Source organism: Sphingomonas cannabina, assembly GCF_021391395.1.
In the GTDB taxonomy this organism is placed as follows: domain Bacteria; phylum Pseudomonadota; class Alphaproteobacteria; order Sphingomonadales; family Sphingomonadaceae; genus Sphingomonas; species Sphingomonas cannabina.
In genome coordinates, this window is the sequence record NZ_CP090059.1 from 2,158,558 (window position 1) to 2,170,764 (window position 12,207).

At 68.1% G+C, this 12,207-nt stretch carries 10 protein-coding genes; 5 read left to right on the forward strand and 5 right to left on the reverse strand.

All coding sequences use genetic code 11. The annotated features are described in order from the left end of the window. Positions 1 to 11: 11 nt before the first annotated feature. Positions 12 to 1,661 carry an inorganic phosphate transporter gene (locus LZK98_RS10230; RefSeq protein WP_233786448.1) on the forward strand — a complete coding sequence of 550 codons (1,650 nt, stop codon included), beginning with the start codon at positions 12 to 14 and terminating at the stop codon, positions 1,659 to 1,661. On the opposite strand, the gene LZK98_RS10235 is transcribed toward LZK98_RS10230, so the two are convergent. After that, positions 1,619 to 1,828: a hypothetical protein gene (locus tag LZK98_RS10235; protein ID WP_233786450.1), complete on the reverse strand. Its 210-nt coding sequence runs from the start codon at positions 1,826 to 1,828 to the stop codon at positions 1,619 to 1,621. The two genes, LZK98_RS10230 and LZK98_RS10235, sit on opposite strands and share 43 nt — an antisense overlap. A 105-nt stretch (positions 1,829 to 1,933) precedes the next feature. Between LZK98_RS10235 and LZK98_RS10240 the strand changes: the two genes are divergently transcribed. Beyond that, positions 1,934 to 3,223 (forward strand): MFS transporter, encoded by a 1,290-nt coding sequence (locus tag LZK98_RS10240; protein ID WP_233786452.1) that lies wholly within the window; start codon positions 1,934 to 1,936, stop codon positions 3,221 to 3,223. Between the two features lie 178 nt (positions 3,224 to 3,401). Here LZK98_RS10240 and rsmD read toward each other — a convergent pair whose 3' ends face one another. Together rsmD and LZK98_RS10250 are read right to left on the reverse strand one after the other, a co-directional pair. After that, positions 3,402 to 3,947, reverse strand: coding sequence for a 16S rRNA (guanine(966)-N(2))-methyltransferase RsmD (gene rsmD, locus LZK98_RS10245; protein WP_233786453.1), 546 nt, complete (start codon positions 3,945 to 3,947; stop codon positions 3,402 to 3,404). Continuing rightward, positions 3,944 to 5,008, reverse strand: coding sequence for a pseudouridine synthase (locus tag LZK98_RS10250; protein ID WP_233786454.1), 1,065 nt, complete (start codon positions 5,006 to 5,008; stop codon positions 3,944 to 3,946). Before LZK98_RS10250 ends, rsmD begins: the two co-directional genes overlap by 4 nt. Positions 5,009 to 5,097: 89 nt before the next feature. Between LZK98_RS10250 and LZK98_RS10255 the strand changes: the two genes are divergently transcribed. The 3 genes from LZK98_RS10255 to dgcA all read left to right on the forward strand — a co-directional run bounded on the left by LZK98_RS10255 (position 5,098) and on the right by dgcA (position 7,841). Next, complete coding sequence (locus LZK98_RS10255; RefSeq protein ID WP_233786455.1) at positions 5,098 to 5,529, forward strand: response regulator; 432 nt, start codon at positions 5,098 to 5,100, stop codon at positions 5,527 to 5,529. Positions 5,530 to 5,856: 327 nt separating this feature from the next. Then, entirely contained in the window at positions 5,857 to 6,894 is a 1,038-nt protein-coding gene (gene dgcN / locus LZK98_RS10260) for an N-acetyltransferase DgcN (RefSeq protein WP_233786456.1), read from the forward strand. After that, the gene (dgcA, locus tag LZK98_RS10265; RefSeq protein WP_233786457.1) at positions 6,852 to 7,841 is read left to right on the forward strand and encodes an N-acetyl-D-Glu racemase DgcA; all 990 of its coding nucleotides are present in this window, start codon (positions 6,852 to 6,854) and stop codon (positions 7,839 to 7,841) included. Before dgcN ends, dgcA begins: the two co-directional genes overlap by 43 nt. A 7-nt stretch (positions 7,842 to 7,848) precedes the next feature. On the opposite strand, the gene LZK98_RS10270 is transcribed toward dgcA, so the two are convergent. Next, entirely contained in the window at positions 7,849 to 8,733 is an 885-nt protein-coding gene (locus LZK98_RS10270) for a LysR family transcriptional regulator (protein ID WP_233786458.1), read from the reverse strand. A gap of 108 nt (positions 8,734 to 8,841) precedes the next feature. Next, entirely contained in the window at positions 8,842 to 11,865 is a 3,024-nt protein-coding gene (locus LZK98_RS10275; protein ID WP_233786459.1) for a TonB-dependent receptor plug domain-containing protein, read from the reverse strand. Positions 11,866 to 12,207: the final 342 nt, after the last annotated feature.

Genomic DNA, 12,207 nt, shown 5'->3' on the forward strand with positions numbered 1-12,207 from the left:
CGGGATCGATCATGACCAGCATCGCTCTCGCGCCCGATGAGTCGGGTGAAGTCGCGCCGCCACGGCCGCGGCTCGACAGTCCGTCGCATCCGGCGGCGAAGTGGATCTTCGCCCTCATGCTCGTCGGCGGCTTCGTCTATGCCGGCTGGAGCGTGATGACCGACACCGCGGGCGTCGGCGAGACGCTGGCGATCGGCGTGTTCGCCTTCCTGGCGCTGGCGCTGCTGATCGCGCTCGGCTTCGAGTTCGTGAACGGCTTCCACGACACCGCCAACGCGGTCGCGACGGTCATCTACACCAATTCGATGCCGGCGCATCTGGCGGTGGTGTGGTCGGGCTTCTTCAACTTCCTGGGCGTGATGGTGTCGTCGGGCGCGGTCGCCTATTCGATCATCACGCTGCTGCCGGTCGATCTGATCCTCAACGTGGGATCGAGCTCCGGCTTCGCGATGATCTTCGCGCTGCTGCTGGCGGCGGTGATCTGGAACCTCGCGACCTGGTATGTCGGCCTGCCCAATTCGTCGAGCCATACGCTGATCGGGTCGGTGCTGGGCGTGGGCGTCGCCAACCAGCTGCTCGCCGCCGGATCCAAGGGCGGCACCGCCGGGGTCGACTGGAGCCAGGCGTACAAGGTGCTCACCGGCTTGTGGATGGCGCCGCTGATCGGCTTCGGCGCGGCGCTGCTCCTCCTGCTGGTGATGCGCGCGGTGCTGCGCAACCCGAGGCTCTACAAGGCGCCGATGCCCAACACGCCGCCGCCGAAGGGCATCCGCGGGCTGCTGATCTTCACCTGCACCGCGGTCAGCTTCGCGCATGGATCGAACGACGGGCAGAAGGGCATGGGGCTGATCATGCTGATCCTGATCGGCTGTGCGCCCACCGCCTATGCGCTCAACCGCACGCTGCCGACGAGCGCGACGCCGGCCTTCGTCGCGACTGCGAACCGCGCCGCCGCCGTGTTCGACGCGCGCGCGAACGGCGTGCACGTGCCGGTCGAGCAGGCGCGGGCGGTGATGACCCATGCGCTGCAGCAGCGGAAGGTCGATTCGCCGGAGACCTTCGCCGCGCTGGCGGCGACGACGCGCGACATCGCCGAGCGGGTCCAGGGCTATGGCTCGATCCGCGCGGTGCCGGCGAGCGCGACGCCGAACCTTCGGAACGACATGTACCTGGTGCTCGACACCAGCAAGCTCGCGACCAAGAGCGGCGACGCGGCCGGCTTCGGCGGCGAGCCGCAGCTCAAGGCGGTCAAGGATTATCAGACGTCGTTGGAGAACGGCACGCGCTTCATCCCGCTGTGGGTGAAGATCACGGTGGCGATCGCGCTCGGGCTCGGGACGATGGTCGGCTGGAAGCGGATCGTGGTCACCGTCGGCGAGAAGATCGGCAAGCAGCACATGACCTATGGCATGGGCGCGGCCGCCGAGATGGTTGCGGCGGGGACGATCCTGGCCGCCGACCGGTTCGGGCTGCCGGTGTCGACCACGCACATCCTCTCCTCGGGCGTGGCGGGTGCGTCGGTGGCGAGCGGCGCGGGGCTGCAGGCGCGGACGATCCGCAACCTGGCGCTGGCCTGGCTGCTCACCCTGCCGGCGGCGATGGCGCTGTCGGGCTTCCTCTACTGGCTGATGCTGAGCATCGCCCGGGCGACCGGCGCCTGATCCCAGTCGATCGGGCAATCGGCGAAGAGGGCGCGGATGTCCTTCTTCGCCGCCTTCTCGTTCCTGGCGACGCGGTGTTCGAGGCTGCGCGCCGGATTGGCATAGGCAAGCGCGCCCGCGACGAGCGCCGCCGCGGTGGCGAGCAGGATGCGGTTGCGATCGCGCATGTCGTCCTCCCTTTGCGGCGCTGCGGAGGTGGTGACGCATCGCGCCTGACCGGCGAATGAACGGACGCCTTGACGGCCCGCCCGGATGCGACGAACGGTGCGGGCATGAGTCTGCGGGGGATGGGTGCGCACCGCCGGGTGCTGCTGGCGAGCCTGGTCGGCACGTCGGTCGAGTTCTACGACTTCTACATCTACGCCACCGCGGCGGCGCTGGTGTTCGGGCCGCTGTTCTTCCCGGCCGGCGATCCCTCGATCCAGCTCCTCTCGTCCTATGCGAGCCTGGCGGTCGCCTTCCTCGCGCGGCCGGTGGGGGCGTGGGCGTTCGGCCACTACGGCGACCGCATCGGGCGCAAGTCGACCTTGGTCGCCAGCCTGATGCTGATGGGCGGGTCGACGCTGGCGATCGCCTTCCTGCCGACCTATCAGACCGCGGGATGGCTGGCGCCGGTGCTGCTGTGCGTCCTGCGGTTCGGCCAGGGCTTCGGGCTCGGCGGCGAATGGGGCGGGGCGGCGCTGCTCGCGGTCGAATATGCGCCGCCGGGCTGGCGCGGGCGCTACGGCATGGTGCCGCAGATCGGGGCGCCGATCGGCTTCATCGCTGCCAACGGGCTGTTCCTGCTGCTGGGGCTGTGGATGACGCCCGAGGACTTCATGGCCTGGGGCTGGCGCGTGCCGTTCCTGCTCTCGGTGGTGCTGGTGGGACTCGGCCTGTGGGTGCGGCTCAAGATCGCCGAGACGCCGGCCTTCGCCAAGGTGCTCGAGCAGGGACCGCCCCCCGCCGTGCCGATCGGCGAGCTGCTGCGCGACCATTGGGGGAAGGCGGTCGGCGGGACGCTCGGCGCGGTCGCCTGCTTCGCCGTCTATTATCTCGCGACCGCCTTCGCGCTCGGATACGCGACCACCACGCTGCACATCGACCGGCAGGTGTTCCTGGGACTGCAGCTCGGCGCTATCCTGTTCATGGGCGTCGGTATTGTGCTGTCGGGGATCTGGGCGGATCGTACCAGCCCCAACAATGTGCTGACCTGGGGCTGCGTCGGCGCGGTGGTCGCGGGATTGCTGCTCGCGCCGGGACTGGGATCGGGGTCGCTGGGGCTGATCTTCGCCGCGCTCGCCTTCTCGCTGTTCGTGATGGGGTTCGTCTACGGGCCGCTGGGGGCGTGGCTGCCGAGCCTCTATCCGGCGCGGGTACGCTATACGGGGGTGAGCCTGGCCTTCAACCTGGCCGGCATCATCGGCGGCGGGCTGACGCCGGTGGTGGCGCAGGCGCTGGCCGAGCACGGCGGGCTGACGTTGGTCGGGCTGTATCTGGCGGCGGCATCGCTGCTGAGCCTCGGGGCGCTGCTGGTGTTGCGCACGCGGCGCGACGCGGAAGCGGTGGTGCTGGAGATCTGAGGGGGCGCTGCGCGGGACGGACGATCAGCGATCCTTTGCGGCAGTGTTCGCGATCGGATCGCCGTGCATGAAGATGCCATTGCACATAGCCAGCGTAAGCAACGCCAGCATGACAGCCAAACCGGCGATACAGCCTGTACCTGGAAGCGGGCGCTTCACAATGCAGGCCTGCGACCGGTCATACTTCTTCTGCCTTCAACAACGTCAGCTTCGCCTTGCCATGCACCCGCTCGGCATCGACCGCGAACCCGGCGACGGAGACCGTCTCCTCGCGTGCCGTCTCGATGCTGATCCAAGTGGCGGGGCCGGTCCAGCCGAGGCGGGCGAGCTTATCGAGCGCGACGTTGCCGGCGCCGCTCGCATAGGGCGGGTCCATCAGGATCAGGTCGAGCGGCGCAGGGGCGGGGCCGAGCGACAGGACCGAGGTGGCGCGGACGTCGGCCCCCTTGGCGCCGAGCTTGGCGATGTTTGCCTTGAGCGTGTCGAGCGCTTTGCGGTCCTGCTCCACGAACAGGCAGGTCGCGGCGCCGCGCGACAGCGCTTCCAGTCCCAGCGCGCCCGAGCCGGCGAACAGGTCGGCGACCGCGAGCCCGTCGAAGCTGCCGAGGCGGCTCGCCAGCATCGAGAACAGCGCCTCGCGCGTGCGGTCGGCGGTGGGGCGGGTGGCGTCGCCCGGGGGCGCCGCCAGCGGGCGGCCGCGCCACTGGCCGGCGATGATCCTCATTTGCGGCGCGGACCGGCTTTGGGCCCGGACTTGGGCTTGGGCTTGGCCCAGCCGGCCTTGCGCCTGGGCGGGCGAGGGGAGCGCGTGGAGTGTTCGACCTGCGCGTCCTTGCTCTCGTCATTCCCGTGCGGGCGGGACTCCATTTTGGCTGGCTTCGCGGTCCTTCGCGGTTTGGGCGAGGGATTACGGTCGGGAGTTGGGCGCGGGCGGGGCCTTGCCGTAGGCTTTCGTCCGGCATCGGGCTTGGCGTCGTTTCCGGCCGTCTCAGGAGCGGCCGGTATGATCGGCTCGACCATGACGGCTGCCTGATCCTTGCCCTTGCCCTTCGTCAGTGACTGCCGGAAGGCTACGAGGTCGTGCTGACGCACCTCGCCGACCGCACCCGCGGGGAGGTCGCCGAGCACGAATGGCCCATAGCGGGTGCGGATCAGGCGGCCGACCTTGAGCCCCAGATGCTCGAGCACGCGGCGGACCTCGCGGTTCTTGCCCTCCGTCAGCGTCAGCTCGATCCAGACGTTGGCGCCGGTGCGGCGCTCGAGATTGGCATCGATCGCGCCATAGCGGATGCCGTCGATCTCGACACCTTCGATCAGCTCCTCGAGCTGTTCCTGGCTGACCTGGCCGTAGGCGCGGGCGCGGTAGCTGCGCTCGACGCCGGTCGAGGGGAGCTCGAGCTGCCGCTTCAGCTCGCCGTCGGTGGTGAGGAGCAGCAGCCCTTCCGTGTTGAGGTCGAGCCGGCCGACCGGCATCAGGCGCGGCAGGCCCTTGGGCAGCCGGTCATAGATGGTCGGGCGGCCCCGCGGATCGCGGGCGGCGGTGAGAAGGCCGACGGGCTTGTGGAACAGGAACAGGCGGGCGGGCGTGGGTTCCTTCACCGGCTGGCCGTCGACGGTGACGCCGCGCAGCGACGGGAGCAGCGTCGCCGGGGTCTCCACGGCCACGCCGTTCAGGGCGATTCGGCCCTCGCCGATCATCCGTTCGATCTCGCGCCGCGACGCCACGCCCGCGCGGGCGAGCAGCTTGGCGATGCGTTGGGTGTCCTTGCCGGTGGTCCTGGCCATGAGGCGCCTTAGCGCGGAGATACGGCAGAGGACAAAAATTCTTTGCGGCACGCCGTCGGCGGCTACGTTAAGCAGGGCGGGAGGCAGTCATGTTGTTCGCCAGGAAACCGCGCCGGATCACCCGCATCCTGATCGCCGAGGACGAGCCTCTCGTCGCGTTCGATACCGAGCACCACCTGAGGGAGGGAGGTTTCGAGATCGTCGCCACCGTCGATCGGGTGACGGAGGCGGTCGCGCTGATCGATCAGGGCGTGCCGATCGACCTGGTGCTGGCCGACCTTACGCTGGCGGACGGCAGCGGGATCGAGGTGGCGCGGGTGGCGAGCGAGCGCGGCGTGCCGGTGCTGTTCGTGACGGGCGATTGCCCGAGCGCGGCGCGCGCGCTGGCGGCGGGATGTCTGGCCAAGCCCTATGCGCCCCGCGATCTCATCGCGGCGATCGATGCGATCGAGCGAGTGCTGGAGGGCGCGACGCCGAAGCGCCTGCCGGCGAGTTTCAGCCTGTTCGCCACGCCGGCTTGAGAGCATTGTCGCCGTTAGGACGGATCGGCATTTGAGGACTGACATCTCACCCCTCCTCAGCGTCACCCCGGACTTGTTCCGGGGGCCACCGGGAGGCAAGGACCGGGCAAGAGGCTTGAGCGCGGTATGCGAGGCTCAGTGGACCCCGGAACAAGTCCGGGGTGACGATTGGGAACCGGGCTACGGAAGACCTGCAACCTCAAATGTCGATTGGCCGTAAATCCTGCGCGGTCATAACTCACAGTTATGCCTGGGGCCCTGCTCAATATGGGCGCGGCCGTTCATTCCTTCGCATATCGGGGCATAGCTATCGGTGCGGGATGCTTCATGATCGCCAGTCCTTATCTCCTCTATCTCGGACGATCCGATGACGAGGTCGGCATCAAGACGTCGCGGGGGCTGGCCGTCTTCCGGCGTGACGATTGCGTCGGCGAGTTTCGCCACGATGCCTGTCCGCTGACGCTTGGGCTGCCGCGCCTGACCTTCGCCGAGGCGGTGGCTGCAGGCGCGCGGACGCTGGTGCTCGGCATCGCCAACGCAGGCGGGCGAATGGCGCCGGAGCTGGTGCAGGATGCGATCGCCGCGATCGAGGCCGGCCTCGACGTCGCCTCCGGCCTGCATCACCGGCTCCGCGACGAGCCGGCGCTGGTGGAAGCCGCCCACCGCCATGGCCGCACGCTGCACGACGTGCGCGATCCGGCACCGGGTATCCCGGTCGGCAACGGCCTGCCGCGCGCCGGCAGGCGGCTGCTGACGGTGGGCACCGACTGTTCGGTCGGCAAGATGTACGCGACCCTGTGCCTCGAGCGCGGGATGCGCGCGCGCGGGATCGCCGCCGACTTCCGCGCGACGGGTCAGACCGGCATCCTGATCGCCGGCAGTGGCGTGCCGCTCGATGCGGTGGTCGCCGACTTCATCTCAGGTGCGATCGAGCAATTGTCGCCCGCGCGTCACGACGGCGGCTGGGATCTGATCGAAGGGCAGGGATCGCTGTTCCATCCATCCTTCGCCGGCGTGTCGACCGGCCTGCTGCACGGCGCGCAGCCCGATGCGCTGGTGCTCTGCCACGACCCGTCGCGCGAACATATGCGCGGGCTACCGCATTATGGCCTGCCCGATCTCGCCGAGACGCTGGAGGCGAACCTCAGGACCGCGCGGCTGACCAATGCCGATGTTCGCGCCGTCGGCATCGCCCTCAACACCTCGAAGCTCGCGCGCGAGGAGGCCGAGCGGCTATGTGCCGAAACCTCCGACAGGTTCGGCCTGCCCTGTACCGATCCCTTTGCGATGGGGGTCGATTCCATCGTCGATCGGATCATCGAATGCTTCGAACCCTCCGAGCCCGCAGCGACGCTTTCCCGCTAGCGTCGCCGTTCCGCATCTCGCGCGGGGTCAAGACCGTCGCGGAGGTGGTGACGGTCGAGATCGCGGAAGGCGGCCATGTCGGGCGCGGGGAGGGGGTGCCCTATCCGCGCTATGGGGAGAGTGTCGCCGGCGCGCTCGACGAGATCGCTGCGGTGCGCCTCGCGGTGGAGAACGGTGCCGATCGCGGGGAGCTCCAGCGGCTGATGCGGCCGGGGGCCGCGCGCAATGCCGTCGATTGCGCACTTTGGGACCTGGAGGCGAAGCGCTTCGGCACGTCGGTGACGGCACTGCTCGGCCGTCCTCCGATCGGCGCCACCGCGACGGCGGTCACGGTGAGCCTCGATGCGCCCGAGGCGATGGCTGCCGCTGCCGGCAGGCTCGCCGACGTGTCGTTGATCAAGGTGAAGGTGGGAAGCGTCGACCCGATCACTCTGGTCCGCGCGGTGCGCGCGGCGGCGCCGCGTCCGCGGATGATCGTCGATCCCAACGAGAGCTGGACGATGGATCAGGTCGCAGGGTTGCAGGCCGAGCTGGCCGAGCTCAGCGTCGACCTGCTCGAGCAGCCGCTGCCGGCCGGCACCGACAGCGCACTGGAAGGGTTCGAGCCGCTGGTGCCTTTGGCCGCCGACGAATCGGCGCATGTCGCGGGCGATGTCGGGCTGCTTGCCGGGCGCTATCAGGTGGTGAACATCAAGCTCGACAAGACCGGCGGGCTCACCGGTGCGCTGGCGCTGGCCGACGCGGCGGAGGCGGCGGGGTTGGGGCTGATGACCGGCTCTATGATCTCGAGCTCGCTGTCGATAGCGCCGGCGCTGGTGATCGCCGCACGATCGCGATTCGTCGATCTCGACGGGCCGCTGTGGCTCTCGCAGGATCGGCCGGGCGGCGTGCGTGCCGAGCGAGGGGTGCTAGCGCCGCCGGAGTCGGGTTTCTGGGGCGACGCATAACGCTGGTTTATGGCGTGTCGATCGTCTCGGCCAGTAGGTCGAGGAAGTCGCTCGCCAGGCGCGACAGCGGCCGGCTTTCCAGCGCCATCGCATAGACGTCGAAGGTCAGCGACGGCCGCAGCGGGCGGAAGGAGACGCCGTCGCCGACCGCCGCCTGCGCGGTGAAATTGTCGAGCACGGCCATGCCCACGCCCTCGCGGACCAGGGCCGAGGCGATGTAGAAGGTCCGCGCCGACGCAACCTCGGCGAAGTCGAGGCTCAGGCGGGTCAGCTCGCCGCGCAGCAGGTCGCCGATCGGGCCGCTCTGCACCAGGCTGATGAAGTCGCGGTCGGCGACGCGCTCCAGCTCGATCCGCGCCGGTGCGTCGGGCAGGTCCGCCTCGCGGTAGAGCAGGCCGAGCTCGCCCTCGCCCAGCCAGCGCGCGTTCGCCGGCAGGCCGCTCGGCACCTGATAGGCGATGACGATGTCGGTCTCGCGCTCGTAGAGCCTGCGGGCGATCTCGTCGTGGTGGACGGTCTGCAGGTCGAAGAACACGCCTGGCGCCCGGCCGAGGAAGCGCGCGACGGTGCGCGGCAGCACCGATAGGGCGAGCGAGGGCAGCGCCGAGATGCGCAGGCTGCCGCCCATGCCGCGCCGCATGTTGCGGCTCGCCTGGCGCAGCGAGGCCACGCGCGACTGGATGTCGGAGACGTCGGCGAACAGCGCATGGGCCTCCTCGGTCGGGATCAGCCCGCCGGCGCTGCGGTGGAAGAGCGGGAAGCCGAGCAGCTGCTCGGCATGGCGCAGCGTCTTGGTCACGGAGGGCTGCGACACGTTGAGCGCGCGCGCCGCGCCGGTGATCGACCCGCTCGTGTAGACCGCGTGGAAGATCTCGATGTGCCGGAGGTTCATGGGACGAGGCTAGCCGAGCGCGGGGCGCCTACCAAGCGGGTGTCGCCGTGTTTCCGCGCTGGCGGAACCGTGCGACACCTGCTTTACGGCCTTTGGGTGAGCGTCTTCTCAGCGCAGCTGGAAACGCACGCCCGCGCGGAAGGTGCGGCCGAGCATGTCCGAATAGGTGCTGTTGGCGGCAAGGCCGGTCTCGGGCACCAGCAGCGGCCAGCGGTTGAACACGTTCGTGACGTTGATGAAGAACTGCGCATCTGATTTGTCGCTGACCGCGATCTTCTGGGTCAGGTTGACGTCGACGTAGAACAGCCCCGAGACGTGGTTGTTGTCATAGGTCTGGAACGGCGATGTCGTGGTCGTGGTTGGACAGCCGGTCGTGCACTCGATGCCGTTGGCGACATATTTGCCCGAGCTGACGCCACGGCCTGTGACCGTCGCCGAGAAGGTCGGCGTCTCATAGATCGCGTTGGCGCGGAAGACCCAGGTCGGCGTGCTATACTGTCCGCCGTTCGCGCCGACCGTGTTCACAGGAATGGTTCCGGCGATGCCGGTATCGGATAGGTTCTCGATGTAGCGCGTCGCGACGCCCCTCAAGGTGAAGCTGTCCGTGCCCAGCGGAATGCGATAGGCTGCCTCGAAGTCGACGCCGCGCACCAGCCTGCGCACGAAGTTGAACGGCTGATTGCGGATCAGCAGATACGGCGCGGTCGGCGTGGAGCGGATCGGATCCTCGGTGATCGCAGCGCAATATTCCTCCACGCCGTCGGCACAGCGATTGACGATCTCCTGGGCGGTGATCGTGTCGATCGCGTCCGAAAGATTGATGCGGAAATAGTCGACCGATGCCGTGAAGCCCGGCAGGAAGCGCGGCGACAGCACCGCGCCGACGTTCCACGAATTGGCGACTTCCGGCTTGAGGTTCGGATTGCCGGTGGTGAGGCCCGAATAGCCGAAGGTCTGCGGACCATTCGCGCCATCCGAGGTATATTTGGGATTGCGCACCGAGTCGCTGTTGGCGGTGCCGGCTTGATAGAGCTCGTTGAGATTGGGTGCGCGGATGTCTCGCGAACGTGTCACGCGGAAGCGGATGTCCTCGATCGGTGCCCAGGTCGCGCCCAGCTTCCAGGTGGTGACATAGCCGGAGTTCGAATAGTCGGTGGCGCGGACAGCGCCGTTGAACTCGAGGCCGAGGCCGAGCGGGATCACCGTCTCGAGATAGGCTTCCTTGACGCTATACTCCCCGGTGAAGGGCAGATAGTTGCCCACCGACCATCGGTTGGTCGTGCCGGTGGTCGTCACGATCGGCTGAAATTCCGCCGGCACGCTGCCGCGGATCTTTTCCTTGCGGTACTCGCCGCCGAAGGAGATGCTGACATCGCCCGCCCAGGTGGCGAACGGGGTGATCGCCCAGTTGGTGCCGGCGACGTACTGCTCCATCACCTGGTCGCGATACGGGTCCCCCAGCACATAGTCGATCGCTGCCTGGCTGGCGACGCCCACGCCCATCCGGTTCAGCGGCACGCAGGCCGGGTCGTCGTCGGTGGTGCTGGCGTTCACGTTGATCAAGCACTGGATCGAGCCAACCGCATAGCCGCGCGCATTGCCTGCCGGCGCGAACGCCGCGGCGGTCGCGTTGGTCATGTTGGCCAGGTTCATGATGTCGCGAAGCTGCTCGCGCAGATCGGAACGGCCATATTGGGCGTAGACTTCCCAATGTCCGGGCTTGCCGAACGCGTCGAAATCGCCATCGGCGCCGACGACGTAGCGCTGCACCTTGCGTTCGTTGTCGATCCCCCGGAACGGCAGGTCGGCCGCTGTGGTCGCCAGCGTAATGCCGGTGACATTGGCAAGCCGTGCCGCACCGAGCGACTGCAGCGCGAAGGCGTTGCAGGTCACCGGAACGGGAACGGTCGTGCAGCCCGTGGTGTTGATCGCGATGCCGGTCGAAAGGTTCGGACCCGCGTTGAAGAAGACTTTCTGGCGGTTGTACGATCCCTCGGCGAAGAGTTCGACTCCGTCGACGACCTCGTAGCTCAGCCGGCCGAAGACGCCCCAGCGATCATCTTTCGGCATCAGGCCGATACGGGTGCCGGAATCGTTGACTTGCCACGATCCGCCCTGGGTGACGCTCGGTGCGGAGGACCCGGGTGCCCGCGTGAATGTCGGAAAGGTGAACGTGCCATAGTCGAAGACGTTCACCGCTCCGCCTTGGCCGAAATACAGCCCGCGCAGGGCATTCGCGCTGCCGCCCGCCGAGCCGGTGATGAGGCCGCCCGGCGTCGAGTTGGACGCGCCGACCTGGCGTTTGGTGGTGATGTAGCGCGGCGTCGTGCTGACATTGGCCACCCAGTTGGGATCCTCGACCCGCACATAGCCGGTGTGGTTCCATTCGCGCTCGTTACCGACTTCATAGATGCCGTCCTGATGCGCGATGTTGGCGCTGAGCAGGATATGGCCGCGGCCGCCGGCGAACGATTTGCCGCCCGCGATGCTGCCCGAATAATTGCCGCCGTCGCCATAGGTGGTGATGCCCGAATCGGCCTCGATCTTCAGCCCTTCGAACTTCTTGTTGAGGATGAAGTTCACCACGCCCGAGACCGCGTCCGAGCCATAGGCGGACGAGGCGCCGCCGGTGACGACCTCGACGCGCTCGACCAGCGCCTGCGGGAGCGTATTGATGTCGACCCAGCCATAGATCGTCGAGCCGACCGAGCGGCGGCCGTCGAGCAGGACCAGCACGCGGCCTTCGCCGAGGTTGCGCATGTTGAGCGCGTTGATACCGGCCGATCCGTTCGACAGGTTGAGGCGCGAATTGGCCGGCTTGGTCGAGCCGGCGAGCTGGGGCAGCTGGTTGACGAAATCGGCGATGTTGTTCGTTGGCGAGGTGTTCTGGATGTCTTGCTGGGTCAGCACGATGAGCGGCGTCGGGGCCTGGAACCCGTCGCGTCGGATGCGCGAGCCGGTGACGACGATGTCGCTCCGATCCTCCCCGGGAGGCGTCTGCGCGTCCTGCTGCGCGGCCGGCGCATCCTGCGCCATTGCCGGCGCGGCGTGGATGAGGGCGAGGGCGGTCATGGCGATGCCCGTCGCGCCGCGGCGGCCGATCCGCGGATGAATGTGCCCGAGAATAGACATTCGAAGATCCCCTTTGGCTTGGGATCAGGCCGGCGCGGAAGGCGACTTCCGACGTTTGCTGCGCGCTCTTTCCGCGCGACCTGACAACCCCAGCTTCACCGATGTGCCTGCTGAGCGGCACATGCGTCCCACCTGCGTCTTCATCGGGATTGTCCGGGCGAGCCGTTGGGGCTTCATCCTCCCGCCATCCCTGTTTTCTTTGGAGAATTACCTCCGCCATACGGGAACATGTCAGTTCCGAGACAGGAGGTTACAGGGTGGGGGAAAGCGGTCAATACGGCCGATATGCTTAGGTTTTGCCTGGGTATAACCTGACGGAATAGTCCAGCCTGAAATCGCAGG